The sequence below is a fragment of the Oceanibium sediminis genome (genome assembly GCF_003265325.1).
GTDB lineage: Bacteria > Pseudomonadota > Alphaproteobacteria > Rhodobacterales > Rhodobacteraceae > Halovulum > Halovulum sediminis.
This window is the reverse complement of sequence record NZ_QGNX01000006.1, coordinates 68,516-93,272: the sequence shown is the minus strand read 5'-3', so window position 1 is coordinate 93,272 and position 24,757 is coordinate 68,516. Positions and strand designations below refer to the sequence as shown.

Annotated in this window: 23 protein-coding genes; 14 read left to right on the top strand and 9 right to left on the bottom strand. The window is 66.1% G+C overall.

The genetic code is table 11. The features are described 5' to 3' along the window. Nucleotides 1-4: 4 nt before the first annotated feature. Complete coding sequence (locus tag DJ029_RS15790; RefSeq protein WP_112323460.1) at nt 5-241, bottom strand: Lrp/AsnC ligand binding domain-containing protein; 237 nt, start codon at nt 239-241, stop codon at nt 5-7. 159 nt (nt 242-400) lie between these two features. Between DJ029_RS15790 and DJ029_RS15785 the strand changes: the two genes are divergently transcribed. Then, nucleotides 401-694 carry a hypothetical protein gene (locus DJ029_RS15785; RefSeq protein ID WP_112323459.1) on the top strand — a complete coding sequence of 98 codons (294 nt, stop codon included), beginning with the start codon at nt 401-403 and terminating at the stop codon, nt 692-694. Between the two features lie 39 nt (nt 695-733). Here DJ029_RS15785 and DJ029_RS15780 read toward each other — a convergent pair whose 3' ends face one another. Continuing rightward, entirely contained in the window at nt 734-1,225 is a 492-nt protein-coding gene (locus DJ029_RS15780) for a hypothetical protein (RefSeq protein WP_112323458.1), read from the bottom strand. Between the two features lie 367 nt (nt 1,226-1,592). On the opposite strand from DJ029_RS15780, the gene DJ029_RS15775 reads away from it, so the two are divergent. The 4 genes from DJ029_RS15775 to DJ029_RS15760 all read left to right on the top strand — a co-directional run bounded on the left by DJ029_RS15775 (nt 1,593) and on the right by DJ029_RS15760 (nt 6,044). Beyond that, nucleotides 1,593-2,639 (top strand): TRAP transporter substrate-binding protein, encoded by a 1,047-nt coding sequence (locus tag DJ029_RS15775; RefSeq protein ID WP_112323457.1) that lies wholly within the window; start codon nt 1,593-1,595, stop codon nt 2,637-2,639. Between the two features lie 104 nt (nt 2,640-2,743). Beyond that, nucleotides 2,744-3,544, top strand: coding sequence for a TRAP transporter small permease subunit (locus DJ029_RS15770; RefSeq protein ID WP_112323456.1), 801 nt, complete (start codon nt 2,744-2,746; stop codon nt 3,542-3,544). A 4-nt stretch (nt 3,545-3,548) separates the two neighbouring features. After that, nucleotides 3,549-4,997: a TRAP transporter large permease gene (locus DJ029_RS15765; RefSeq protein ID WP_112323455.1), complete on the top strand. Its 1,449-nt coding sequence runs from the start codon at nt 3,549-3,551 to the stop codon at nt 4,995-4,997. 126 nt (nt 4,998-5,123) lie between these two features. Further along, nucleotides 5,124-6,044, top strand: coding sequence for a hypothetical protein (locus tag DJ029_RS15760; RefSeq protein ID WP_112323454.1), 921 nt, complete (start codon nt 5,124-5,126; stop codon nt 6,042-6,044). On the opposite strand, the gene argE is transcribed toward DJ029_RS15760, so the two are convergent. Next, nucleotides 6,034-7,164 (bottom strand): acetylornithine deacetylase, encoded by a 1,131-nt coding sequence (gene argE, locus DJ029_RS15755; RefSeq protein ID WP_112323453.1) that lies wholly within the window; start codon nt 7,162-7,164, stop codon nt 6,034-6,036. The two genes, DJ029_RS15760 and argE, sit on opposite strands and share 11 nt — an antisense overlap. Before the next feature lie 160 nt (nt 7,165-7,324). Here argE and DJ029_RS15750 point away from each other — a divergent pair, with 160 nt between their 5' ends. The 5 genes from DJ029_RS15750 (at nt 7,325) to DJ029_RS15730 (ending at nt 13,098) form a co-directional block, all read left to right on the top strand. Beyond that, nucleotides 7,325-8,329 carry an ABC transporter ATP-binding protein gene (locus DJ029_RS15750; protein ID WP_112323452.1) on the top strand — a complete coding sequence of 335 codons (1,005 nt, stop codon included), beginning with the start codon at nt 7,325-7,327 and terminating at the stop codon, nt 8,327-8,329. Beyond that, nucleotides 8,322-9,314, top strand: coding sequence for an ABC transporter ATP-binding protein (locus tag DJ029_RS15745; protein ID WP_112323451.1), 993 nt, complete (start codon nt 8,322-8,324; stop codon nt 9,312-9,314). Before DJ029_RS15750 ends, DJ029_RS15745 begins: the two co-directional genes overlap by 8 nt. A gap of 76 nt (nt 9,315-9,390) precedes the next feature. Continuing rightward, the gene (locus DJ029_RS15740; RefSeq protein ID WP_112323450.1) at nt 9,391-11,097 is read left to right on the top strand and encodes a peptide ABC transporter substrate-binding protein; all 1,707 of its coding nucleotides are present in this window, start codon (nt 9,391-9,393) and stop codon (nt 11,095-11,097) included. A 74-nt stretch (nt 11,098-11,171) separates the two neighbouring features. Then, entirely contained in the window at nt 11,172-12,185 is a 1,014-nt protein-coding gene (locus DJ029_RS15735) for an ABC transporter permease (RefSeq protein WP_112323449.1), read from the top strand. Then, nucleotides 12,178-13,098: an ABC transporter permease gene (locus DJ029_RS15730; protein ID WP_112323448.1), complete on the top strand. Its 921-nt coding sequence runs from the start codon at nt 12,178-12,180 to the stop codon at nt 13,096-13,098. The genes DJ029_RS15735 and DJ029_RS15730 overlap by 8 nt, the downstream gene beginning before the upstream one ends. A 136-nt stretch (nt 13,099-13,234) precedes the next feature. On the opposite strand, the gene DJ029_RS15725 is transcribed toward DJ029_RS15730, so the two are convergent. Both DJ029_RS15725 and moaA read right to left on the bottom strand, forming a co-directional pair. Beyond that, the gene (locus DJ029_RS15725) at nt 13,235-14,170 is read right to left on the bottom strand and encodes a hypothetical protein (RefSeq protein WP_112323447.1); all 936 of its coding nucleotides are present in this window, start codon (nt 14,168-14,170) and stop codon (nt 13,235-13,237) included. 80 nt (nt 14,171-14,250) lie between these two features. Beyond that, nucleotides 14,251-15,264, bottom strand: coding sequence for a GTP 3',8-cyclase MoaA (gene moaA, locus DJ029_RS15720; RefSeq protein ID WP_112323446.1), 1,014 nt, complete (start codon nt 15,262-15,264; stop codon nt 14,251-14,253). Nucleotides 15,265-15,419: 155 nt separating this feature from the next. Here moaA and DJ029_RS15715 point away from each other — a divergent pair, with 155 nt between their 5' ends. From DJ029_RS15715 to DJ029_RS15705, 3 genes are read left to right on the top strand one after another with little or no spacing between them, the layout of a single operon-like run. Further along, entirely contained in the window at nt 15,420-16,994 is a 1,575-nt protein-coding gene (locus DJ029_RS15715) for an AMP-binding protein (RefSeq protein ID WP_232823110.1), read from the top strand. Nucleotides 16,995-17,010: 16 nt separating this feature from the next. Further along, complete coding sequence (locus DJ029_RS15710) at nt 17,011-17,613, top strand: YdcF family protein (RefSeq protein WP_157966398.1); 603 nt, start codon at nt 17,011-17,013, stop codon at nt 17,611-17,613. 18 nt (nt 17,614-17,631) lie between these two features. After that, the gene (locus DJ029_RS15705) at nt 17,632-19,455 is read left to right on the top strand and encodes a cation:proton antiporter (RefSeq protein ID WP_112323443.1); all 1,824 of its coding nucleotides are present in this window, start codon (nt 17,632-17,634) and stop codon (nt 19,453-19,455) included. A gap of 12 nt (nt 19,456-19,467) precedes the next feature. Here DJ029_RS15705 and DJ029_RS15700 read toward each other — a convergent pair whose 3' ends face one another. From DJ029_RS15700 to glmU, 4 genes are all read right to left on the bottom strand, one after another. Continuing rightward, nucleotides 19,468-19,758, bottom strand: a complete 291-nt coding sequence (locus DJ029_RS15700) for a Dabb family protein (RefSeq protein ID WP_112323442.1) — start codon at nt 19,756-19,758, stop codon at nt 19,468-19,470. Between the two features lie 51 nt (nt 19,759-19,809). Then, nucleotides 19,810-20,502 (bottom strand): DNA alkylation repair protein, encoded by a 693-nt coding sequence (locus DJ029_RS15695; protein WP_112323441.1) that lies wholly within the window; start codon nt 20,500-20,502, stop codon nt 19,810-19,812. Between the two features lie 154 nt (nt 20,503-20,656). After that, nucleotides 20,657-22,489: a glutamine--fructose-6-phosphate transaminase (isomerizing) gene (gene glmS, locus DJ029_RS15690; RefSeq protein WP_112323440.1), complete on the bottom strand. Its 1,833-nt coding sequence runs from the start codon at nt 22,487-22,489 to the stop codon at nt 20,657-20,659. Next, on the bottom strand, nt 22,489-23,841 hold the full coding sequence (gene glmU, locus DJ029_RS15685; RefSeq protein WP_112323439.1) for a bifunctional UDP-N-acetylglucosamine diphosphorylase/glucosamine-1-phosphate N-acetyltransferase GlmU: 1,353 nt from the start codon (nt 23,839-23,841) through the stop codon (nt 22,489-22,491). The genes glmS and glmU overlap by 1 nt, the downstream gene beginning before the upstream one ends. 155 nt (nt 23,842-23,996) lie before the next feature. Between glmU and DJ029_RS15680 the strand changes: the two genes are divergently transcribed. Then, nucleotides 23,997-24,653 (top strand): HAD-IA family hydrolase, encoded by a 657-nt coding sequence (locus DJ029_RS15680; RefSeq protein WP_112323438.1) that lies wholly within the window; start codon nt 23,997-23,999, stop codon nt 24,651-24,653. The last annotated feature ends 104 nt before the right edge of the window (nt 24,654-24,757 follow it).

Genomic DNA, 24,757 nt, shown 5'->3' with positions numbered 1-24,757 from the left:
GGGATCAGAACGCGCGGAACGTCAGCGTGGTCAGCGAGCGGTCGATGCCCGGGATCTTCAGCACGTTGTCGTTGATGTAGCGCCCGATATCCTCATCCTCTTCGATATAGAGCTTCATAAGCAGGTCGTATTCGCCTGAGGTGGAGTAAAGTTCGGACGCGATTTCCAGGTCATACAGCGCGTCGGCAACCTCGTAGGTCTTGCCGGGGGAGCAGCGCAGCTGGACGAAGACACAATTCATGGCGATGGCTCCTTGAGGGTCGGGCCAGAGGATAGGCGCGCGCGCCCGCGCCGCCAAGAGCCAACTGGGCCCGGGAACCGGGTTTTGCGACGGCGCGGTCTTAGGGTTTGATTAACCAACTTCGGGCAAGATCGGGGCATCACCGAACAGGAGCGTTCCATGCACCGTTGCCTTGCCCTTTGCGCCTTGCTGGCGGCCAGCGCCTGCGCGTCCCCCGGACCGGGGTTCGATGGCCCCTCGCGGCAGGTGAGCGTGGGCGAGTACCGTTTCGCTGTCCATACCAAGGGCAAGCGCGCGCAGGCGCTGCGCACCAACATGATGTGGATACCCGACACGGCCGAGGTGATGGCGGCGGCGGTTGTCGCGGTGGAGCAGACGACGGGATGCCGCGTGCCAGTGTCGCGCGTCAGCGGCGATGCTGCGATCGTGCGCATGCCGATCACCTGCCCCTGACGCGGGGCGGGAGTATGCCCCTGACCGGGCCCCCGGGCGTTATTCCGTCGCGCGGGTCGAGGTGATCTCGTAGTCCCAGACCAGCACACCCTTCAGCGCGGGCAGTTGCGACAGCCCCAGCACCGCGTCGAAGGGACGGGTCTGGCCCGCCGGCACATCGGCGCGCGCTATGCCCGTCTCCTCGCCCACGACGTTGCAGGCGCTGCGCTCCGCGTCGGGCAAGGGGCAGTCGAACAGGCGCACGGCGACGTCGAAATCGCGCAGCCGGTACGCCTCGGACGTATTCGTGACCCGGCCCTGAAGCCGGTCGAAACGGTTGTCCTGCACGAAGGTCACATCCTCGAGCACCAGCTCATCGACACTGATGCGCTGCCCCTGGTTCGCGGGCGTGCCGTAATCGCCGAAGAACAGGTAGGCGGCCAGCGAGCCGAACAGCGCCACGACACCAAGTGCAAGAATGCGCAGGTGGGGATAGAGGATCGCGACGGCGATCGCCCCGGCGAGGATGAGGAAGAAGACGACGATGGGCATGCGTATCCTGGCTGGAGGTTGGTTAGCCTTATCTATCCTTCAGGCATGTGAAGTAAACACTCGGTACCCGGAGTGCGACGAATCTCTTGCTTTTTGACGCAGGCACATCACTTTCCGCCGCAAGATTCTTGCGCAACCACGCACGCGGTTCGCCGGAATCTGTACCGGGAACTGGGTATGTGGGGCGTCTTTGGTAAGAAAAAAAGACCAATATTGCCGAAAATGCGCGGAATTAGTTTGCAATGCGACCCGTTGCTCTACATCTTTCCGCGCTACCGGGGACGGTTTCGTTTGAATGCCAACGATAGCCGGTTAACGTATACGTAGACCCCACAAAGGGGTCACTAACAAAAACAGGGAGACTTCAATGTTCAAATCCAGACTCATGCTTGGAACTGCGCTCGTCGCGGGGCTCGCCATGCCGGCGGCCGCGCAGGAAACGCTCGAGATGACCAGCGCCTTTGGGAAGAACCTGCCGATCCTCGGCACCGCGGGCGTGGACTTCGTTGAAAAGATCAATGCCATCTCGGAAGGCGTCGAGTTCGAGCATTTCGATCCGGGCGAGCTGGTTCCAACCCTGGAAGCGCTGGACGCGGTGTCCAACGGCTCCGTCGATGCGGCCTATACCACCTCGGGCTACTGGCAGGGCAAGATTACCGCAGCCTCGCTGTTCGCGGCGGTGCCCTTCGGTCCGGAAGCGGGGGAATTCCTAGGCTGGATGTTGTACGACGACGGCGCGGCCCTGTTCCAGGAAATGTACGACATGAACGGCTACAACGTTCACGTCCTGCCCTGCGGCATCATCGCGCCCGAAACCTCCGGCTGGTTCAAGAACGAGATCAACTCCATTGCCGACCTGGAAGGGCTGAACATGCGGTTCTTCGGCCTCGGCGCGGAAGTGATGCAGCGGCTCGGCGTGTCCACCTCGCTGCTGGCGGGGGGTGACATCTTCCCCGCGCTGGAGCGTGGCGCGATCGACGCGACCGAATTCTCCATGCCGCGGATCGATGCGCGCCTGGGCTTCTACAACATCGCGAAGTTCAACTACTTCCCCGGCTGGCACCAGCCCGCCACTATGTTCGAGTTGCTGGTGAACAAGGACCGCTGGGAAGCCCTGGACGAGCGTAGCCAGGAGCAGATCCGCATCGCCTGCCTGGCCAACATCACCACCAACTACGCGGAAGGCGAGGCGACGAACTACGCCGCCATGGTCGACAACACCGAGAACAACGGCGTGACCATCAAGCGGTGGTCCCCCGAGATCCTCGACACGTTCGAGAGCACCTGGAACGAGGTTGCGGCAGAGCTTGCAGCCGAGGACGAGTTTTTCGCCCGCGTCTGGGCCGACCTGCAGGAGTACCGGGACGGCTACGAGATCTGGTCGAACAACATCTACCTGCCGCGTCCGCGGTAAGACCCCACGTCCAAGATCGATCCGGGGCGGCATCAGGCTGCCCCGGAAACGACCGTTCGCAATTCGCGGACCGGTGACCTGTCCCCTGACAATCGGATCCTGCCATGAAAGAAGTCGAGGAAATCATCCAACTCTCCGACCCCGGTGAAGTGGGCCGCGCGGAGCATAACCGGGGTGATCGCATATCCGTGGTCATCTCGAACTTCTTTGCCTGGCTGTTCCCGATCCTGATGATCGCGATCTGCTCGCAGGTGGTCCTGCGCAGCTCGGGGTTCAACCAGGCGTGGCTGGATGACCTGCAATGGTGGCTTTACGGCGCGGCGGTGCTGATCGGCATCGGCTACGCCGTCACCACGAACAGCCACGTGCGCGTGGACATCTTCTATGACCACTACTCGACATCGCGAAAGAACCGGATCGAGATTTTCGGCCTGGTCTGGCTGCTGCTGCCCTTCGTGCTGATGTGCTGGGACGTGACGGTTCACTACGCAATCAGCTCGGTCCAGGCATGGGAGGGCTCTGACAGTCCCAACGGGTTGCACAACCTCTGGATCCTGAAGGTGTTCATGAACCTGTCGTTCATCTTCATCGCCTTCGCGGTCTGGTCCGCCTATGTCCGCTACCTGTCGAAAATGACCAGGCCGGTGCTGTGGAAACAGCTGCTCTATGCGTTCCCATCAACGATGTTCGGCGTGAACCTTGTCACCTACTACGCGATCTGGTGGTACCTGCGCCTGACCACCCCGGCCGAGGTGACGGACCGCGAGATTTCCCGCAACGGGATCTTCGGCCACCTCGAACTGGGGGTCGAGGAGATCAAGTACACCATCATCATCACTTTCATCTGCACCATCCTGCTGATCCTGGGCGCACGCCTGCTCGATCGCGGCGAGCGGGGGGCCTGAGCCTATGTTCATCCTTGAATTCCTGGGCCAGTACCTGACCCTGAACGAGATTGCCGTGCTGGCGATGTTCCTGATGTTCATCACCTTCCTGTTCCGCGGCATCCCGGTGGCTTTCGCGCTGGTCGGGGTCAGCCTGATCTTCGCGCTGTTCGCCGAGATCTTCCTGGACCCGTTCCGCGCCAGTTTCCGCGACATCATCGAGTTCGACCGCACAGGCATCGATTACCAGCGCCTTGGCGCGCTGGGCGGGCGGCTGTTCGGCTCCATCGTGAAGAACCCAGTGCTGGTGGCGCTGCCGATGTTCATCTTCATGGGGCTGATGCTGGACCAGTCGGGCGTGGCGCAGCGCATGATGCATTCCATGCAGAAGCTGTTCGGCCAGCTGCGCGGGGGCCTCAGCCTGACGGTGCTGCTGATCGGGATCATCCTGGCCGCCTCCACCGGGGTGATCGGGGCGTCGGTGACCTTGCTGGGCGTGATGGCGCTGCCGGCGATGATGAAGCAGAACTATTCCAAGCCCATCGCGACGGGCACCATCGCCAGCGCAGGCACGCTCGGCATCCTGATCCCGCCGTCGATCATGCTGGTCATCATGTCCGACCAGCTGGCCATTTCCCTGGGCGACCTGTTTATGGGCGCGCTGTTTCCCGGGCTTCTACTGGGCGGGCTCTATATCGTGTTCATCGTGATCTACGGTCTGATAAACCCCAAGGCGATGCCCGCGCCCGAAAAGCATGACGAGGTGGGCTGGCCGGTGATCCGCGAGGTGCTGTTGTCGGTGGTGCCGCCGATGTTCCTGATCCTGCTGGTGCTCGGCTCGATCTTCGCGGGGATCGCAACGCCGACCGAAGCCTCGGGGCTTGGGGCGTTCGGGGCGACGCTGCTGGCGCTGTTCAACCGCAAACTGAACTACACCGTGCTGAAAGAGGTCAGCCGCTCAACCTTGAACACCGCAGGTTACATCGTGGGGATCTTCCTCGCGGCGAACTTCTTTGCCTTCGTGCTGCGCCGCTACGGCGGGGACGAGATCGTGGAAAGCATGGTTCTGGCCACCTTCCAGGACCCGTGGCTGATCGTGCTGTTCATCCTGTTCATCGTGTTCCTGCTGGGCTTCCTGCTGGACTGGATCGAGATCACGATCATCATCATGCCCCTGATGCTGCCGATCATCCTGGGCCTGAACCTGCCGATCGAGGGGTTTGGCGTGGTGCGCGACCCGTCCATCGTGTGGTTCGCGATCCTCGTGGCGGTGACATTGCAGACCAGCTTCCTGACGCCGCCCGTGGGCTTTGCGCTGTTCTACCTGAAGGGCGTCTGCCCGCCGGGGGTCAGCCTTGGGCATATCTATCGCGGCGTGGTGCCCTTCGTGCTGCTGCAGCTGCTGGGCCTGTTCATCGTGTTCGAGTTCCCCTGGCTGGTGACATGGCTGCCATCGGTGGCGTACGGCAACTAGGCGCCGCATGACTGCGCAACGGGCCGCCCCCACCTTGCCGGGTGGGGGCGGCTTCCGTTAAGGCGTTGCTTACTTTGGCCGCGTACTCGTCGCGCGGCGTGAAATGGGGCGAAGGGTCGGGCCAGCGTGAAAATCTCACTGCATCTTGGGGCGCACAAGACTGCCTCCACCTACCTGCAAACGGCGCTGGAGCGGAACGCGGACCTGCTGGCCGCGCGCCGCGTCGGTTTCGTGCCGCTTGACGATCTGCGTGCCGAGGTGACGCGCCGGGTCTGGCAGCGGCCGGGCTGGGATGCAGAGCGACAGGCAAAGGCGGTGCGCCAGGCCGAGGCTTTCCTTGAACCGCAGCTGCGCCGGGACGATATCGACCGGCTGATCCTGTCGGATGAGAACCTGATCGGCACGCCGGGGGAAATCGTGCTGGGCGGGCAGTTGTACCCCGATGTCGCCGCGCGCCTGGGCGCACTGCCGGGGCTGCTGGCAGGGCACGAGGTGGAGATCTTCCTCGCGGTGCGCCCGCTGATCAACTTCACGCGCTCGATCTATTGCGAGTCCCTGCGCGCGCCCTTGCCGGAATTCACCGAGCCCGAGGCCTTTCGCGCCGCCTGGGACCGGAATGCCCCGGACTGGGGGCAAGTGATCCGCCGGATCCGGGGGGCGTTCCCCGACAGCCCCATCACCCTTTGGTCGCATGCCATGGTGCGTTCTGACGCGGGTGCGCTGCTGAACCTGCTTTCCGGGCTTGAGGACAGCCCCGGCTATGACCTTGAGCAGATCTACCGCCGCCCCTCGCTCAGCCAGCGCGCGACGGAGGCGCTGTTGGAGATTGGCCGCGGCGACGGTACCCGCGCCATGGCCGAAGCCGCGACGGACTTGAACCGCGCCCATCCGCTGGGTGAGGGGAACCGCCAGTACATGCTCTGGCCGCGCCCTCGGATGCGCAAGGACCGGCTGGCCTGGCCCGACACCTATGCCGCGCTGGCGGGGGCCGCGCCGGGGGTCAGGGTGCTGCCGCTTCCGTCAGAGGATGGCGCCATCAGTCGCTGAGGCGCGCGATCAACCGCGCGATGAAGGCCGCGCCGGCGTCAAGCTGGGATACGGCTATGAACTCGTCGGGCTGGTGCGCCTGCTCGATGGAGCCGGGGCCGCAGACCACCGCCGAATAGCCGCCGTCCTGGAACTGGCCCGCCTCCGTCGCGTAGGCGACCACGTTGACGGAGTTGTCCCCGGTCAGGCTACGCACCAGCGCTTCCGCCGCGCCGTTATCCTCGGCCCGGCAGGCGGGGACGACGGCGTTCACTGTAATCTCGACCCGCGCGTCCGGGTGCACGGCTTTCAGGCGCGATTCCAGCGCTGCCGCCTCTGTGCGATAGGCGGCCAGCCAATCCTCGGCGGTTTCGCCGGGCAGGACGCGGATATCGGTGGTGAACATGCAGTCGCGCGCGGTGATGTTATGGGCGGTGCCGCCCTTCACGACGCCGACATGCAGCGTCGTCCAGGGCGGCACGTAGGGCGAGTCCGGCTCGGCCCTTGCGCGGTTCGCCTCGGTCCGCGCGGCGTGCCACTGGATCAGCTCGGCCGCCGCCATGGTTGCGGAGACGCCGGTGTGCATCAGGCTTGAGTGCACCTCGTGCCCGCGAATGCGTGTGGTGAAGTCCGCGATGGCCTTGTGCCCGGTGACCGTCTTCATCAGCGTCGGCTCGCCGATGATGGCGGCGTCCGCCGGGGGCAGGGCGGCGCGCATCGCTTCGATCAGGGGCGGCGCGCCAAGGCAGCCGACCTCCTCGTCATAGGACAGGGCCAGCTGGATCGGGCGTTTCAGCGGCGCGGCCAGCATCCGGGGCACCGCCACCAGCACGCAGGCGAGGTAGCCCTTCATGTCCGCCGTGCCGCGCCCATAAAGCCGCCCCTCCCGTTCCGTCAGCACGAAGGGATCGCTGGTCCAGTCCTGCCCTTTCACGGGCACCACGTCGGTGTGGCCCGACAGGATCACGCCCCCCGACACATCCGGCCCGATCTGCGTAAAGAGTGCGGCTTTCTGCCCCGTCTCGTCCGGCACCCGCGTCGCGCTGACGCCATGTCCGGCGAGGTAGTCCTCGACGAAGTCGATCAGGGGAATGTTGCTGCGCTGGGACTCCGTGTTGAAGCCGACAAGTTTTCCCAGCATCTCCCGGGGGTAAGTACCTTTGCCATCGGCGCTTCCTTCGACTGACCTAGGGGAATATGGGCCCCGAAACTGTTTGCCCTGTGAGTGGCGACGTTCTAGCGTCCGGTCAAGGTGTCACCTTGAAAGTCACCCAAACGCCCGGACCAACAGGGAGCCGCCAATGCCCGACGGGTCAGAACCCATTCTGGACGTGCATGATCTGAAAACCATTTTCCGCACCCGCGATGGCGAAGTGCACGCGGTCAACTCCGTCAGCTTCTCGATCCGACCGGGTGAGCTGCTGGGCGTTGTCGGGGAAAGCGGTTCCGGAAAATCCGTCACGATGATGAGCCTGATGGGCCTGCTGCCTTCGCCCCCGGCCGAGGTGGTGCGTGGCGATATCCGCTACCAGGGCCACGACGTGCGTGCCATGTCCGAGGCGCAGCTGCGCAAGCTCAGGGGCGGGGACATCGGCTTCGTGTTCCAGGACCCGATGACCTCGCTGAACCCGGTTTTTACCGTGGGCTACCAGCTGGTGGAGCCGTTGCGCATCCACCTGAAGCTGTCGAAGCGGGCGGCCAGCGTCCGCGCGGCGGAGCTTCTGGCGCTGGTCGGCATCCCCGACGCGGCGAAGCGCCTGGGCGACTTCCCGCACCAGTTCTCGGGCGGGATGCGGCAGCGCGTAATGATCGCCATCGCACTGGCCTGCGACCCCAAGGTGCTGATCGCGGACGAGCCGACGACCGCGCTGGACGTGACGATCCAGGCGCAGATCATCGAACTTATCAAGGACTTGCGCCAGAAACTTGGGATGGCGATCGTCTGGATCACCCATGACCTGGGCGTGATCGCGGAAATCGCGGACCGGGTGCTGGTGATGTACGGCGGGCAGATCGTCGAACACGCCCCCGTGCGGGAACTGTTCCGCAACCCCCAGCATCCCTACACCCGCGCGCTGCTGGAAACGATCCCGCGGGTGGATGGCGCGCGCGACGCGCGGCTGCGCTCGATCTCGGGGCAACCACCCAGCCTTGCCGCGCATCCCGCCAGCTGCCCTTTCGCGGCGCGCTGCCCGCATGCGTTCGAGCGGTGCCTGGCCGAGAACCCCGCCCGGAGGCTGGTCAGCCCGGGCCATGACGTCGCCTGTTTCTGGGACTTCGCCACGGGGGGGGCGCACCATGGCTGACGGGCAGGACCCCCGCAAACTGGTCGAGGTTTCGGGGCTGAAGATGCATTTCCCCATCTACGCGGGCATTCTACGCAAGCAGGTGGGCACCGTGAAGGCGGTGGATGACGTGACCTTCGACATCTACGAGGGCGAGACGCTGGGCCTCGTCGGGGAAAGCGGGTGCGGCAAGTCCACCGCGGGCCGCGCGATCCTGCGGCTGTACGATCCCACGTCGGGCAGCATCGTGATTGACGGAAAGGAAATTGCCCATCTGGAGGGGGAGGCGTTGCGCAACCTGCGCCCGACCATGCAGATGATCTTCCAGGACCCGCAGGCCAGCCTAAACCCGCGCATGACCGTCGGCTCGATCATCGCCGAGCCGCTGCTCGAACATCACGCCATGAAACCGAAGGATCGCCGCGCCCGGGTGCTGGAGCTGATGGACGCTGTGGGCCTGAACCGGGAATTCGCCAGCCGTTACCCGCACGAGTTTTCCGGCGGTCAGCGCCAGCGCATCGGCATCGCGCGCGCACTGGCGCTGAACCCCAAGTTCATCGTCTGCGACGAGCCCATCGCCGCGCTGGACGTGTCGATCCAGGCGCAGGTGGTGAATCTGCTTGAGGATTTGCAGGAACAGTTCGGCCTGACCTACCTGTTCATCAGCCATGACCTGTCGATGGTGCGCCACCTCGCCACCCGGGTGGCGGTGATGTACCTCGGCAAGATCGTCGAATTGGCCCCGCGCGACGCGCTCTATGCCGATCCAAAGCACCCCTACACGCAGGCGCTTCTGTCCGCCGTTCCGAACCCGGACCCGGACTCCGTGCCCCAGAACCGCATCATCCTGAACGGCGATGTGCCAAGCCCGACCAATCCGCCCAAGGGGTGCAATTTCTGTACCCGCTGCCCGAAGGTGATGGATATCTGCCGCGAGAAGGATCCCGCCTGGCTGGACCTGGGGCAGGGAAGGTATGCAGCTTGCCATCTTCTGGAAGACGCGTAGCATGAAATTCACGGAAGAGCGTCCGCGAAAAAGCACGCATTCTCAACCTCCAAGGCAATAGGGAGCTAAAAGACTTATGAAACTCAAATTCATTCTAACAACGACCTGCGCGCTCTGCGTGGTCGCCTCTGCCGCGATTGCGGAGCGTGGCTCTGACGGGCAGCTCAACATTATCTACTGGCAAGCGCCCTCCACGATGAACACCTACTTGTCCGGCGGCACGAAGGAGGTCGAGGCAGCCTCCATGGTGATCGAACCGCTGGCAAGCTATGATCCGAACGGCAACCTGGTGCCGCGCTTGGTGGACGAACTGCCCACCGTGGAAAACGGTGGCGTTTCCGAGGATCTGATGTCGATCACCTGGGTGATCTCGGAAGGGATCACCTGGTCCGACGGCACGCCGCTAACGGCGGAGGACGCCATTTTCACCTGGCAGTATTGCACCGACCCCGCGGGCGGTTGCGCGCAGGCGTCCTATTTCGACGGCATCACCTCGATCGAGGCGATCGACGATCGCACCATCAAGATCAACTTCGCCGAGCCCAAGCCCTATCCCTACACCGCCTTTGCCGGGGCAGAGAGCCCGATCCTGCAAAAGGCCCAGTTCCAGGATTGCATGGGTGCAAGGGCGCCCGAGTGTACGGATGCCAACTTTGGCCCCATCGGCACCGGCCCCTTCGTTGTGTCGGAATTCCGCCCCAACGACGTGATCACCCTGGAAGCCAACCCGAACTACCGCGACCCGGCCAAACCGGCCTTTGGCTCGGTGCTGTTCAAGGGGGGCGGCGATGCGGCCTCGGCAGCGCGCGCGGTGCTGGAAACGGGCGAGTACGACTACGCCTGGAACCTTCAGATCGAGCCGGAAATCCTGACCCAGATGGAAGCGGCGGGCAAAGGCAAGGTGGTGGTGTCGTTCCAGACCTCGGTCGAGCGTCTGCACCTGAACCAGACCAACCCCGACCCGGCGCTGGGCGACATGCGCTCGGTCTATGATGAAGGCAACAACCCGCATCCTTTCCTGACCGATCCGGTTGTGGGTAAGGCGCTGAGCATGGCGATCGACCGTGAAATCGTGGTTGAGGCTGGTTACGGGCGGACCGGCCAGGTCACCTGCAACGTGCTGCCGGCACCGGAAATCTATGCCTCCACCGCAAATGACGGCTGCAAGGTGCAGGACATGGAAGGCGCCAAGGCGCTGCTGGACGAGGCAGGCTGGGTGCCGGGTTCGGACGGTGTGCGCGAAAAGGACGGCGTGCGCCTGAGCGTGCTGTTCCAGACCTCCACCAACTCCGTGCGTCAGGGTTCGCAGGCGCTGATCAAGCAGTGGTGGAACGAACTGGGCGTGGAAGTCGAGCTGCGCAACATCGATGCGTCCGTCTTCTTCGGCGGTGATCCGGGCAGCCCGGATACGTTCCAGAAGTTCTATGCCGACGTCCAGATGTACACCAACAACTTCGCGGGCGCCGACCCCGAGGCGTACATGGGCAACTGGCGCTGCGCGGAAATCCCGGGCCCGGATTCCCAGTGGCAGGGCGCGAACATCCAGCGTTTCTGCGACCCGGCCTATGACGCCCTGGTCGACGAGATGTCCAAGACCGCCGACCTGAACGAGCGTGGCCGCATCGCCAAGGCAATGAACGACATGCTCATGCAGAGCTACTCGATCATTCCGCTGGTCTATCGCGGCGGCACATCGGCCCATGCGAACACGTTGGAAGGCGTGCGCATGACCGACTGGGACAGCGAGTTGTGGAACATCGCCGACTGGACCCGCGCCGAGTAACCTGACCAACACGCGGCCCCGTAACTCCACGGGGCCGCCTCCTTCCATTTCCCCATCATCGAGGCGCATCGCCTATGCTCAACTACACGCTTCGCCGGTTGATGTTCGCCATCCCGACGCTGCTGTTGATCAGCTTCATCATCTTCGCGATCCTCGATCTTGCCCCGAACGATCCCACGGCCAGCCTGCCACTGACGATCCCGCCCGATGTGCGCCAGCAGATCCGCGAGAGCCTGGGCCTCGACCAGGCGATGCCGATCCGCTACTTCAAATGGTGCGTCCAGTTCTTCTGGAACGAACCATTGAACATCCTAGAGCAGTGGACCGGCTGGACCATCGGCGACAGCGAGAACCGCCTGCGCGTGATTTCCTGGCAGACACGTTCCCCCGTGGTGGACCTGATCGTCGAGCGGATGCCCCAGACGCTGTGGGTCGTGGGCATGTCCTATGTCCTTGGCATCCTGATCGCGCTGCCCATCGGCATCCTGTCGGCCTACAAGCAGTACAGCTGGTTCGACCAGTTCGGAACGCTGTTTTCCATGGCCGGGTTTTCGGTGCCGACCTTTTTCACCGGGCTTTTGTTCATCGTCATCTTCTCGGTCAACCTGCAATTGTTCCCGAGCGTCTACGACACCACCCACGAGGTCACCGACTGGGCCAGTTTCTGGGTGCAGGTGCGCCAGATGATCATGCCGACAATGGTGCTCGCATTGTTCAACGCCGCGCAGATAAGCCGGTTCATGCGCGCCTCCATGCTCGACAACCTGCAACAGGACTACGTGCGGACCGCCCGCGCCAAGGGGGTGCGGGAACGCTCGGTCGTGCTGATCCACGTGTTGCGCAACTCGATGATCCCGGTGGTCACGGTGATCGCGCTGGGCGTGCCGCAGGTGTTCGGCGGGGCGATCATCACCGAGCAGATCTTTCGCGTAAACGGCCTTGGCCAGTTGCTGATCGTCGGCATCCAGGGCGCGGACATTCCGCTGGTGCAGACGCTGACCTTCATCTTCGCGGTGCTGATCGTGGCCTTCAACCTGGTCGCCGACCTGCTCTACGGCATTCTTGACCCGAGGATCCGCTATGACTGACGCCCCGGCCACCGTGACGCTGTTGCAGGAAACGCGGCACCGCTCGCTCTGGAGCGATGTCTGGGCGCAGTACCGCACCCACAAGGGCGCGATGCTGGGGACCTTCATCTTCGTCTTCATCATCCTGCTGACCATCTTCGGCCCCTACATCCACGATGCGGACCCGCAGTTCCTGGATATCCGCAACAAGAACGCGGGCATGAGCTGGGCGCATCCGATGGGCACGGACAACCTTGGGCGGGACATGTTCGCGCAGGTGCTCTACGGGGGGCGCACCTCGCTTGCCGTGGGGATCACGGCGATGCTGCTGAGCCTAGTGGTGGGAACCTTCGTGGGCGTGCTCGCGGGGTATTTCCGCCGCCTCGACGGGCCGCTGATGCGCCTGACGGACCTGTTCCTGGCGCTGCCGCTGCTGCCCTTGCTGCTGGTCATCATCATGCTGTTCCGCGACACGCTGCGCGCGGCCTTCGGGCCGGAGACGGGGATTTTCCTGCTGATCGTCTTCGTGATCGGGATCACCAGTTGGATGCAGACGGCACGCATTGTGCGCGGCGACGTGCTGGCGTTGAAGGAGCGGGAGTTCGTGCTGGCCGCGCGCTCCATCGGGACGCCGCCGCGCCGGATCATCCTGCGCCACGTGATGCCCAACATCCTGTCGCCAATCATGGTGTCGGCCACGCTGGGGGTGGCGAATGCGATCATCACCGAAAGCGCGCTCAGTTTTCTGGGGCTGGGCTTCCCGTCGGACTTTCCGACCTGGGGGCGGCTGTTGTTCGACGGCGCGAATTTCATGACGCTGACGCCCGCGCGGGTGATCTGGCCGGGGCTGGCGATCTCGTTGACGGTGTTGAGCGTGAACTTCATGGGCGACGGACTGCGCGACGCGCTGGACCCGCGCATCCGGGGCCGGTGAGCCAGCGGAGCGCCGCCCGAGGGGACGGCGCGCGCCTCTGCCTCGCCCGTGAGCGGGCTCGGGGTGCGGGTGATGTGACGCTTCTGCCCAAAGGGACCGCGTAGCGTGGCCTTACGATGCCTCCGGCGGGGATATTTCAGGACTTTGGAGCGGGCACGAGGCTGAGCCGGGCGAGCACCAGGGGCGTGAAGTACATCGGGATCTGGTAGAGCGCGACGAAGAGCGCGAAGACCGGCTCGAAGGGCACGACCGCGAGGTACATGGCGATGGTACGGTTGCCGAAGGTGATGCCGTAGGCGCCGGTGTCTTCGGCGGGCAGGCGGTTGCCAAGGGTTGCGCGTGTCGCGAGGTTCACGCCCACGTTGAAGGTGACGGCGAGGGCGAGGATCCCGGCGGCGCGGGCCGGATCGGCGAGGATGAGCGCGCCGACCTTGTCAAAAAGCGGGAACACGAAGACGAGCATGCCGAGCGCGGCGATTCCGTCGAAGATCTGCGCGTTGTCGGCGATCCGCCCCGGGCCGATGGCGCGGCGGATCAGCGTCGCGGCCAGCACGCCGCCGAAGATCATCAGGGACAGGTTGCGCGCAAGGATCAGCGGGTCTGGTCGGGGCGCGGTTTCGGGCGCGGCGAGGGCGACCGCCAGCGGGCCGAGGATCGGGGTGAGCAGGGAGGCGGCGACCGTGATCTCCAGTGCGAGGCGGGCGTTGAAGCCGAGCAGGAAGCACAGCCCGGCGGCGGAGGCGATCGGCGGCGCGGCGGCGAGGTAGACGAGCGTGAGCGACACCTCGGGGCCGAACAGGCGGCCGAGAGTGCCGTAGAGCAATGCGGTCAGCGGCAGGAGCAGGAAAGAAAGGACCAGGAGGAATGCCAGCCGCCGCGGCTGGATCGCCGCCCTGAGCGTTCCGGCGAGGTCGATCCGCGCCATGGCGAGCGCGAAGACCATGGAGACGAGGACCGGCAGCGCCGGGCGCAGGGACGCGGAGATGCCCGGCAGGAACAGCGCCAGGATGCAGCCGCCCGACAGGACCCACCGGGCATTGCGCCCGGTGCCGCGCAGGATCGCGATGATCATGGGCGCGGGGCGGTGTCGCGGCCCGTGGGGCCGCCCGGTGTCGCTTGGGCGCGGGTCATCGTGAAGGCCGACCTTTGCGCTCAGCCACCCGTATGGCTCATGTGGCGGGTCATCTTGCCGCCCACGCCCTGGCGGCTGTAGTCGAAGTCATGACCTTTCGGTTTGCGCGCGATGGCGGCATGGATCGCCGCGTCCAGCGCCGCGTCGTCGGGGCTTTCGCGCAGCACGCGGCGCAGGTCGGCCTCGTCTTCCTGGCCTAGGCACATGAACAGCTGGCCCGTGCAGGTCAGGCGCACGCGGTTGCAGCTTTCACAGAAATTATGGCTGAGGGGCGTGATGAAGCCGATCTTCTGGCCGGTTTCCTCCACCCGGACATAGCGCGCCGGGCCGCCGGTGGAGTGGGGGATGTCGGTCAGTGTCATGTGGGCGCCGAGGTGCGCGCGCACGTCATCGAGGTCCCAGAACTGGTCTAGGCGCATCCCGTCGCCCATATCCTCGCCCATGGGCATCACCTCGATGAAGGTGATGTCAAAGCCGCGCTGGCCGCACCATTCGACCATGTGCAGCGCCTCGTCGTCGTTGGTGCCCTTCAGCGCGACGGCGTTGATCTTGATCTTCAGCCCGGCCTCATCCGCGGCGTCGATTCCGTCCATCACCTGGGCGAAACGGCCCCAGCGGGTGATGTCCTTGAATTTCTGTTCGTTGAGCGTGTCGAGCGAGATGTTCACCCGTTTCAACCCCGCATCGGCTAGGGGATTAGCGAATCGGCGCAGCTGGCTGGCGTTGGTGGTCAGCGTCAGTTCCGACAGCGCCCCGCTGGCCAGGTGGCGGGACATGCCGTCGAAGAAGGTCATGATGCCCTTGCGCACCAGCGGCTCGCCGCCGGTGATGCGAAGCTTCTTCACGCCGTTGGCGATGAAGCGGGTGCACAGGCGATCCAGTTCCTCAAGGCTGAGCAGTTCCGCCTTGGGCAGGAAGGTCATGTTTTCCGACATGCAGTAGACGCAGCGAAAATCGCAGCGATCGGTCACCGAAACCCGCAGGTAGGTGATGGCGCGGGCGAACGGGTCGATCAGGGGCGTCGGGTCTTGCATGTGCGTCTCCTCCGGGGATCAGGGTAACGCCGCCCGGAAGGCGCTGCAAGCGATAGACCGGGCGCGGCGCGCTGGCTAGGGTGGGGCCAAATATGACGGAGGACTGCCCAGTGATCGACCCGCGCACAATCACCCGGCCCGGCCCCTGGGAGGAGATGCGCAGCGCCTTCGCCTGGCCCATGACCGAGCGGATGAACATCGCCGACCTGGCCTGCGAGCGCTGGGCGCGGGCGGCCTCCGAGCGGGTCGCGCTGAGCGTGCTGAGCGCCGAGGGCGCGGTACAGAGCCATACCTACGGCAGTCTGTCGCGCCAATCCAACCGGCTGGCACATCTGCTGGCGGCGCGCGGAATCGGGCGTGGCGACCGGGTGGCGATCCTGCTGCCGCAGACGCTGGAAACGGTGTTGTGCCACCTGGCGATCTGCAAGCTCGGGGCGATCGCGGTGCCGCTGTTCACCCTATTCGGAGAGGATGGCCTGCGTTTCCGCCTTGGCGACAGTGGCGCGCGTGCGCTGGTCACGGACCGGGCGAACCTGGACAAGATCGCGGCGATCCGCGCCGACCTGCTGGAGCTTGGCTGTGTCCTGTCGATCGATGGCGCAGGCGACGGAGCCGAGGATCTGTGGCCGGCGATGGAGGGGGCGTCAGACACGCCCGTCATGGCTGCGACAGGGCCGGACGATCCCTGCCTCTTGTCCTATACCTCGGGGACCACGGGGCCGCCGAAGGGGGCGCTACATGCGCATCGGGTGTTGCTCGGCCACTTGCCGGGGGTGGAACTGCCTCACAACCTGTTGCCGCAAAAGGGCGATTGCCTGTGGACCCCGGCGGACTGGGCCTGGATGGGCGGGTTGCTGGACGTGATGCTGCCCGCGCTGGCGCTGGGCGTGCCGCTGGTCGCGCATCGCATGGCGAAGTTCGACCCCGATTTCGCCTATTGGCTGATGGAGCGGATGGAGGTGCGCAACGTCTTCCTGCCCCCCACCGCGCTGAAGATCATGCGCCAGGCGGGGGCGCGGGCCGCGCCGGCGCTGCGCTCGGTCGCCTCGGGGGGAGAGGCGCTGGGCGCGGAGATGCTGGAATGGGGGCGCGGGGCCTTCGGGACGACGATCAACGAGTTCTACGGCCAGACGGAGTGCAACCTGATCCTGGCGAACTGCGCCGAGCTGATGCCGATCCGGCCCGGCTCCACCGGGAAGGCGGTGCCGGGGCACGAGGTGGCGGTTCTCGGCCCCGACGGGGCGATCCTGCCCCCCGGAGAGGTGGGGGAAATCGCCGTGCGCCGCCCCGATCCGGCGATGTTCCTGGAATACTGGAACCGGCCCGACAAGACGGCCGAGAAGTTCATCGGCGACTGGATGCTGACCGGCGACGTGGCGATGATGGATGAGGACGGCTACGTCTTCTTCTCGGCGCGCAGTGACGATGTGATCACCTCCTCGGGCTACCGGATCGGCCCGACGGAGATCGAGGATTGCCTGTCCGGCCACCCGGATGTCGCCATGGCGGCGGTGATCGGCGTGCCGGACCCGATCAGGACCGAGGCGGTGAAAGCCTTCGTCGTGCTCAGCGGCGATGCGACGGGGGACGCGGCGCTGGAGGAGGCGTTGATCGCGCGGGTGCGCAGGCGAATCTCGCCCCATGTCGCGCCGCGTGAGGTGGCCTTTGTTGAGGAACTGCCGATGACCGCGACGGGAAAGATCATGCGCCGCGCGCTGAAGGATGTTTGAGCGCGGCCTAAAGGCGATGCTCGCAGCACTTTTGGCCGGGTGCGGCGGCGTGGTCCTGCTGGCGCTGTTGAGCGCCGCGCTGGCCCCGGCGGATCCGAGGGGCGCGGCCATCGTGGTGCTTGGCGCGGGCGGTATGCCCGACGGCACGCCGACACCGGCCAGCCGCGCGCGGGTCGCGCGGGGTGTTGCGCTCTGGAAGGCGGGGGCGGCGCCGGTTCTTATCGTCAGCGACGGCGCGCGCGTGGCTCCGGCCATGGCGGTGCAGGCCCGCGCGCTTGGGGTGCCCGCATCGGCCTTGAGGGTGGATTCGAAGGCCGCCTCGACCTTGCAGAATGCGCTGAATGTGCGCAGGTTGCTGGAAACAGGCCCGCCGGGGCCGGTCGTGCTGGTGAGCGAGGGGATTCACATGGCCCGCGCGCGGGCCAGTTTCGCTTGGGCGGGGGTGACGGTTTCGGGCTATGCTCATTCCTCCGTCTTTCGCCCCGGGCCGGGGCCCGCCGTGGCGATGATCCTGCGCGAGACGCTGGCCTGGCCCTACAATATTGCCCGGGTGCTGGGCTGGCACGCCGCTGGCGTGCTCGGGGTGCCCGAGGCCCGTCGTATGCGCTGGCTGACCTGACCGCCCGCCTGAAAGGAGATGAGTTTGGACCCCATCGTATTGTTCGCCGTGATCGGCGCCCTTGGCATCGGCGCGCAGTGGATCGCCTGGCGTACCCAAACGCCCGCCATCGTCCTGATGCTGGCCGCCGGTCTTATCGCGGGGCCGGTGACCGGTCTGATCGACCCCGAGGCGGCTTTCGGGGACCTCATGCGCCCGATCGTCGCCGTTGCCGTCGCCGTTATGTTGTTCGAAGGTGGGCTGTCGCTCAACCTTGCGGAGTTGCGCGAAACCCGGTTGGGCGTGCGGCGGCTGGTGTTCATCGGCGCGCCGCTCGGCTGGCTGCTGTCGGCGCTGGCGATCCACTACGGCGCCGGGCTCAGTTGGCAGAGCGCGGCGGTTTTCGGCGGCATCCTCGTCGTCACGGGGCCGACGGTGATCATGCCGCTTCTGCGCCAGGCGCGGCTGAAAAGCCGTCCCGCGTCCATCCTGCGGTGGGAGGCGATCGTCAACGATCCGGTGGGCGCGCTGCTGGCGGTGCTGTCGTTCGAGGTTATCGCCGCCATGTCCGGCGCTGGTACCCTGCTGGAGGCAGCGGAGCATTTCGCGCTTGGCCTTGTCGTGGCGGGGATCGCGGGGGTCGCCGCGGGCAAGTTGATCGCCTGGGCGTTCCGGCGCGGCGAGGTGCCGGAATACATGAAGGTGCCGGTGCTCTTTGGCTCTGTGCTAGCAGTCTATGCCAGCACGGACAGCATCCTGCACGAAAGCGGCCTGCTCGCCGTCACCGTGATGGGGGTGGTGCTGGGCAACGCGCACCTGCCTAGCCTGGACGAGTTGCGCCGCTTCAAGGAGCATGTGACGGTCATCCTCGTCTCCGGCGTGTTCGTGCTGCTGGCGGCGTCGCTCGACACGGAGTTGCTGTCGCAGCTCGATTGGCGCGCGGTGCTGTTCGTCGTCCTGATCGTCTGCGTGGTGCGCCCGCTGACAGTGATGGTCGCGCTCGCCGGTGTGGGCATGCCCTGGCAGGAAAAGGCCATCGTGGCGCTGATCGCCCCGCGCGGCATCGTGGCCGTCGCGGTGGCGGGGCTGTTCGGGGTGCGGCTGGCCGAGTTCGGGTTCGAGGATGCACGGATGCTTGCCCCGCTCGCCTTCGTACTGGTCGCGGCGACCGTGGTGCTGGCGGGCTTCACCATCAAGCCCCTTGCGCGAAGGCTAGACCTTGTCTCGACCGAGGCGCCGGGCGTGTTGCTGGTGGGCGCGTCGGACTGGTCCGTCGCGCTGGGCAAGGCGCTGCGCGAGGCGGGGATCGACGTGCTGATCGCCGATCGCAACTGGTTCCGGCTCGGCAAGGCGCGCGAGGGCGAGCTGGAGTATTTCCATGGCGAGATCCTCAGCGAGGCGGCGGAACATCACCTCGACATGAACGCCTTTGGCACGCTGATCGCGGCCACCGACAACGATGCCTACAACACGCTGGTGTGCACGGATTTCGGCCCCGAGTTTGGGCGCAACCACGTCTACCAGGTGGGCCGGGGCGAGGGGGGCAACGGCCGCGGCCTGCCTGTCACGCTCGGCGGCCGCCCCCTGGCGGGCGGTATCCGGCACGCCGAACTGGAGCGTCGCGTGCGTAACGGCGAAGGCTTCAACATCTGGACCGAGATCGCCGACTGGGAGGATTGGCGCGCCCGCCACCCCGCTGACGCGGTGATCGCCATCCTGCACAAGGGCAGCGCGTTGTCCTTCGTCGAAAAGGGCACCTCGCCGACGCTGAAAGACGGGGATTCGGTCCTGTCGCTGGGCCCGAAAGAGGCCGTCGAGCCTGGGTCTGCTGACGCCGAGGACGCACAGGACGACGCCGACTGATCGCGGGGCGGCTCAGATCTGCTGCTGGATCGCGGCGATGCGGGCGACGGCTTTCGCCGGACCGTCCACATAGGCCCGGTGCGCGGGGCTGGCGATATAGCGCTTGAAGGCGGCCATATCCTCGAAATCCGCGACAAGGGCGTAATCGTGGTGATTGGGGCCGCTGCCGACATTCGCCCCGCAGGTCAGGGACAGCACCTCTGGCACCTTGTCCTTCAGGGCGGATACCGCGTCATGCAGCGCCTGCCGCTCGGCTTCGGTGGCGCTGTCCTTGAAGGTGAGCAGGACGATATGGCGAAGCATCTGCGGGCCATCCTTTCCGTGAACTGACCGCCTTCGGGCGGCAGTGCCGTTTCAGGGAGTCTCAGGCGGCAGTTTGCGCGTTGCGTCCTTGCGTGCAAAGCCTTTCATTGCGTCGCCGTGGGCCGCCATGAAGGCGCGCACCATGTCCGGATCATGCATCGAGAGGGTGCGCAGCCACCAGCTGAGAGCCTTTTGCAGGAACCACTCCGGCTCACGGGCATAACGCTCAGCCCAGGTGAGAACGCGCTTTCGCGCCGCAAGCTGGTCGGCGTTCGGATGCGTCAGTTTCGCCAACGGCAGGCTGAAGACCAGCGCCGCGCGCCGGGTCCAGAGGTGGGGGCTCTCGCTCCAGGCCTCCAGCGTGTCCAGCCGGCCGAGGTCTGCCATGACCCGCCGCTCGCCCGCGCTGGCGAGGTGGTCGGCGATGGCCCAGCCGTCGAACTCGGGCACCCAAGCGGCGATCTGCTCCCAGGTCTCGGCCTCCAGCTCGGGGGGACGGATCCGCGCCTTGATCAACAGCTTTCCGGCGGCGATCCGCGCCTCGAAGATGCCGCTGGCCCAGAGGTCGCGCGCTTCGGCAAGGCAGGCGGCCATGTCGTGCGCGCCGCGAAACTCGGCGACGGCGGCGTTGATCGCGGGGTTGGGCGTGCCAAGCACCGGCAGGGGCGTCTTGTGATAGGCGGTCTTGTCCGCGATCGTCGCGGGATCGGCGTTGGCCTTGAGGATCGGAAGAAGGCTGCTCATCTTTGGCTCCGGGGATGGGTAACGTAGCCCCGGGCGCCCGGGCAGGGGGCGCCTCTGGGGGTGGACCTTGCTTGCATCGTGCGCCCTGCGGAATGGGCGGAAGGGCCCGCCGCCTTTGGGTCTGCCACCCGGCACGGCGGTGCTTTCCCGAGGGCTATTCCACGGTCACCGACTTCGCCAAGTTGCGCGGCTGATCCACGTCAGTGCCCTTGGTCACGGCGGTGTAATACGCCAGTAACTGCGCGGGCAGGGCGTAGACGATCGGCGCAACGAAGGGATCGACATCGGGCATCTCGATCTGCTGCCAGGTGCCCTCACCGGCGGCCTGCAAGCCCTTCGCGTCCGAGATCAGCAGGATCCGGCCACCCCGGGCCATCACCTCCTGCATGTTGGAGACGGTCTTTTCGAACAGCGCGTCCGAGGGGGCCATGACGATCACCGGAACGGATTCGTCGATCAGCGCGATGGGGCCGTGCTTCAGCTCTCCGCTGGCGTAGCCTTCGGCGTGGATGTAGCTGATTTCCTTCAGCTTCAGCGCCCCTTCCAGCGCCAGCGGATACATGGCCCCGCGACCGAGGAACAGGATGTCGTCGGCCTTGGCAAGGTGCCAGCAGAGCGGCGGGAACAGTTTCTCGTCGCGGAGCACTTCCGCCATTGCGCCGGGGACTGTTTCAAGGGCGGAAACCAGCCGCGTTTCCTGCGTCCTGTCGATCACGCCGCGCTGGCGGGCGGCCAGCACGGCAAGCGCGCCGAGCACGATCAACTGGCAGGTGAACGCCTTGGTGGAGGCGACGCCCACCTCGATCCCCGCGAAGATCGGGAAGACCAGGTCGCTTTCCCGCGCGATCGAGCTTTCGGGAACATTGACCACCGCCGCTATGGTCTCGGCCTTGCCGGCCATGTAGCGCAGGGCGGCCAGAGTGTCCGCGGTTTCCCCCGATTGTGAGACGAAGACAGCCAGCGTGCGCGGGCTGACGGGCGGTTCGCGGTAGCGGAACTCCGAGGCGACCTCGATCTCCACGGGCAGGCGGGCGACCTGCTCGAACCAGTATTTCGCGACATGGCAGGCCAGGTGGGCGGTGCCGCAGGCGACCATGACGATCCGGTCGTAAGCGGTGAAATCCACCGTGGCGGGGCCGGCATGGGCGCTGGCGTGCTCGCCGTCCACGGTGTGGGTGTAGTGGCTCAGCGCATAGGTGGCGACGGTGGGCTGCTCATGGATTTCCTTTTCCATGAAGTGCTTGTGGTTGCCCTTTTCCGCCACCGCGTTCGAGGCGGAGACTTCGAGGATGTCACGTTCCACCACCGCGCCGCTGGCGTCGTGGATAACGGCGCCCGCGCGCCGGATAACGGCAAGATCGCCTTCCTCCAGGTAGCAGACTCGGCGCGTCATCCCCGCAAGGGCCAGAGCGTCGGAACCGATGAACATCTCGTTCACGCCATAGCCCAGCGCCAGAGGTGAGCCGCGGCGCGCGGCGATCATCAGGTCCTCTTCGCCCTCGAACAGGAAGGCCAGCGCGAAGGCGCCCTCCAGCCGCGCGACGGTGGCGGCGGCGGCTTCCTCGGGGGACTTTCCGCGGGCCAGTTCGCGCGCGGCCAGGTGGGCGACGGTCTCGGTATCGGTTTCGGTCTCGAAGCGGACGCCGTCGGCGGTCAGCTCTTTCCGCAGGGCGCGGAAATTCTCGATGATGCCGTTGTGGACGACGGCGACGGGGCCCACCTGGTGGGGGTGGGCATTGGCCAGCGTGGGCGCGCCGTGGGTGGCCCAGCGCGTGTGCCCGATGCCCGCCTTGCCGCGGATCGGGTCGTTCACCAGCAGGTCGGACAAGGCCACCAGCTTGCCGGTGGCGCGGCGGCGGTACATCGCCCCCTCGTGCAGGGTGGCGATCCCGGCGCTGTCATAGCCGCGGTATTCCAGGCGTTTCAGCGCGTCCAGGATGATCGGCGCGACCTCGTGATCGCCAAGGATGCCAACGATGCCGCACATCAGCGCGTTCCCTTCGCTTTCAGCGCCAGCAGCCGCGCGCGCAGTTTCGCGCCCAGCCCCGGCTTGTTCACTTGCCGTGCCCGCCCGATGGCAAGGTCACCGCCCGGGACGTCCGATGTCACCACCGTGCCCGAGCCGACATAGGCACCGTCGCCCAGCGTGACCGGGGCCACCAGCGCGCTGTTGGAGCCGACGAAGGCCCCTGCGCCGATGGTGGTGCGGTGCTTGAAGACGCCGTCGTAGTTGCAGGTGATGGTTCCGGCCCCGAGGTTGGCCCCCTCGCCAACGCTGGCATCGCCGACGTAGGACAGGTGGTTGACCTTAGCGCCGCGCTGCACGTCGGCGTTCTTCACCTCGACGAAGTTGCCGATACGCGCGCCTTCGCCGATCTCTGCCCCTGGGCGCAGGCGGGCATAGGGGCCGATCTGAGCGCCTTCCGAGATGTGGCAGCCTTCCAGGTGGCAGAAGCTGCGGATTTCCGCGCCGCTTTCCACCGTCACGTCCGGCCCGAAGGTGACATAGGGGGCGATGGTGACATCGCGCCCGATCACCGTGTCGAGTGCGAAAAACACCGTGTCCGGGGCGGTCAGCGTGACGCCGTTCTCAAGCGCCTCGGCTCGGGCGCGGGCCTGGAACACGGCCTCCGCACCGGCCAGTTCCGAGCGTGAGTTCACGCCGAGCGTCTCGGCCTCGTCACAGCGCACGACCGTGGCGCTCAGGCCGCGGGTGCGGGCGATTGCGACGATGTCGGTCAGGTAGTATTCGCCCTTGGCATTGTCATTGCCCACGGCGGAGACCAGTTCGAACAGCGTGCCGGCATCGGCGCAGACCACACCGGAGTTGCACAACCCGATCTTGCGCTGCGCCTCGCTCGCGTCCTTGTGCTCGACGATTTCCAGTAGTGCGCCGTCCGCGTCCGTCACCAGCCGCCCGTAGCCGGTGGGGTCCGCCGCCTCGAAGCCCAGCACGACCACGCCGTGCCCGTCGGCGCGGGCGCGGGCCATGGCGTCAAGCGTTTCGGGGCGCACGAAGGGCGTATCCGCGTAAAGGACGAAGGCGTCCCCCCGGTGATCCGCCAGCGCGTCGCGCGCCTGGGCCACCGCGTGCCCGGTGCCGAGCTGTTCTTCCTGCACGACGCAGCGCGCACAGTCGTCAAGGGCGGCGACCGCCGCCTCGACCGCGGATGCGCCATGGCCGGTGACCACGACGGTACGCTCGATCCCCGCGGCGCGCGCGCTGCGCATCGCGTGGTGGATAAGGGGGGCGCCGGCCAGCGGGTGCAGAACCTTCGGCATGTCGGATTGCATCCGTGTCCCCTGACCTGCGGCAAGCAGGATGACGGCGCTTTGCATTGTGCTCGACCTTTCCGATATCGGTATTTCGCTTCCCTGTAGCAGGCTATGCGGGCCAACGCCAAGGCGGCTTGGTCAGAAACTGTTTCATCTCTGACATGGACTGTGGCATCACCGGCGCGCAACACCGCGCCGGACCACCAGGGGAGCTTTTCATGCGCAGCGTCATATTCGATCTGGACGGCACGCTTGCCGACACCTCCGCCGACCTGATCGCCGCCGCGAACGCCTGTTTCGCGACGCCCCAGCTGGACCCGCTGGCGGACCGGGCGGTCGCCTTCGCCGGTGGGCGCGCGATGCTGCGCCTTGGCCACACGCGCGCCGGAACGCCCCTGCCCGAGGCGGAGGTGGACGCCGCCTACGACCGCTTCCTCGACGTTTACGCCGAAGGGATGGACAACCAGACCTTCCTTTACGACGGCGCGATGCAGGCGGTGGATACGCTCGCCTCCCGCGGGTGGCTGGTGGGCATCTGCACCAACAAGCCCCATCACCTGGCCGAGGACCTGATGACCCGCCTTGGCGTGCGCGACCGCTTCGGTGCGCTGATCGGCGCGGGCCATCTGCCGGTGAAGAAGCCCGACCCGCGCCACCTGCTGGAAACCATCGCGGCCCTTGGCGGAGACCCGGCGCAGAGCGCGTTGATCGGGGACACGCATACCGATCGCGATGCCGCGCGCAACGCGGGTGTGGTGTCGGTGCTCGTCACCTTCGGCCCCGAAGGCGACGGCGTCGCCGCGTTGGAGCCGGAGGCCCTGCTCTCGGACTACAATGAGCTGCCCGACATGATGGAGCGCTTTTTTCCCGGCTGACGTGGCAACTCTCACGCCCGGGGCTTGGGCGGGGCGAAACCCGCTGCTAGGCTTCCGCCCGAACCACGTTCGGAGGAAGTCATGGTCCGTCACTCGATCCGTGC

Excerpts from the sequence above, each read along its gene's own strand:
- DJ029_RS15790 (WP_112323460.1), bottom strand. The coding sequence starts at position 241 with ATGAATTGTGTCTTCGTCCAGCTGCGCTGCTCCCCCGGCAAGACCTAC.
- DJ029_RS15785 (WP_112323459.1), top strand. The coding sequence starts at position 401 with ATGCACCGTTGCCTTGCCCTTTGCGCCTTGCTGGCGGCCAGCGCCTGC.
- DJ029_RS15780 (WP_112323458.1), bottom strand. The coding sequence starts at position 1,225 with ATGCCCATCGTCGTCTTCTTCCTCATCCTCGCCGGGGCGATCGCCGTC.
- DJ029_RS15775 (WP_112323457.1), top strand. The coding sequence starts at position 1,593 with ATGTTCAAATCCAGACTCATGCTTGGAACTGCGCTCGTCGCGGGGCTC.
- DJ029_RS15770 (WP_112323456.1), top strand. The coding sequence starts at position 2,744 with ATGAAAGAAGTCGAGGAAATCATCCAACTCTCCGACCCCGGTGAAGTG.
- DJ029_RS15765 (WP_112323455.1), top strand. The coding sequence starts at position 3,549 with ATGTTCATCCTTGAATTCCTGGGCCAGTACCTGACCCTGAACGAGATT.
- argE (WP_112323453.1), bottom strand. The coding sequence starts at position 7,164 with ATGCTGGGAAAACTTGTCGGCTTCAACACGGAGTCCCAGCGCAGCAAC.
- DJ029_RS15750 (WP_112323452.1), top strand. The coding sequence starts at position 7,325 with ATGCCCGACGGGTCAGAACCCATTCTGGACGTGCATGATCTGAAAACC.
- DJ029_RS15745 (WP_112323451.1), top strand. The coding sequence starts at position 8,322 with ATGGCTGACGGGCAGGACCCCCGCAAACTGGTCGAGGTTTCGGGGCTG.
- DJ029_RS15740 (WP_112323450.1), top strand. The coding sequence starts at position 9,391 with ATGAAACTCAAATTCATTCTAACAACGACCTGCGCGCTCTGCGTGGTC.
- DJ029_RS15735 (WP_112323449.1), top strand. The coding sequence starts at position 11,172 with ATGCTCAACTACACGCTTCGCCGGTTGATGTTCGCCATCCCGACGCTG.
- DJ029_RS15730 (WP_112323448.1), top strand. The coding sequence starts at position 12,178 with ATGACTGACGCCCCGGCCACCGTGACGCTGTTGCAGGAAACGCGGCAC.
- DJ029_RS15725 (WP_112323447.1), bottom strand. The coding sequence starts at position 14,170 with ATGATCATCGCGATCCTGCGCGGCACCGGGCGCAATGCCCGGTGGGTC.
- moaA (WP_112323446.1), bottom strand. The coding sequence starts at position 15,264 with ATGCAAGACCCGACGCCCCTGATCGACCCGTTCGCCCGCGCCATCACC.
- DJ029_RS15715 (WP_232823110.1), top strand. The coding sequence starts at position 15,420 with ATGCGCAGCGCCTTCGCCTGGCCCATGACCGAGCGGATGAACATCGCC.
- DJ029_RS15710 (WP_157966398.1), top strand. The coding sequence starts at position 17,011 with ATGCTCGCAGCACTTTTGGCCGGGTGCGGCGGCGTGGTCCTGCTGGCG.
- DJ029_RS15705 (WP_112323443.1), top strand. The coding sequence starts at position 17,632 with ATGAGTTTGGACCCCATCGTATTGTTCGCCGTGATCGGCGCCCTTGGC.
- DJ029_RS15700 (WP_112323442.1), bottom strand. The coding sequence starts at position 19,758 with ATGCTTCGCCATATCGTCCTGCTCACCTTCAAGGACAGCGCCACCGAA.
- DJ029_RS15695 (WP_112323441.1), bottom strand. The coding sequence starts at position 20,502 with ATGAGCAGCCTTCTTCCGATCCTCAAGGCCAACGCCGATCCCGCGACG.
- glmS (WP_112323440.1), bottom strand. The coding sequence starts at position 22,489 with ATGTGCGGCATCGTTGGCATCCTTGGCGATCACGAGGTCGCGCCGATC.
- glmU (WP_112323439.1), bottom strand. The coding sequence starts at position 23,841 with ATGCAAAGCGCCGTCATCCTGCTTGCCGCAGGTCAGGGGACACGGATG.
- DJ029_RS15680 (WP_112323438.1), top strand. The coding sequence starts at position 23,997 with ATGCGCAGCGTCATATTCGATCTGGACGGCACGCTTGCCGACACCTCC.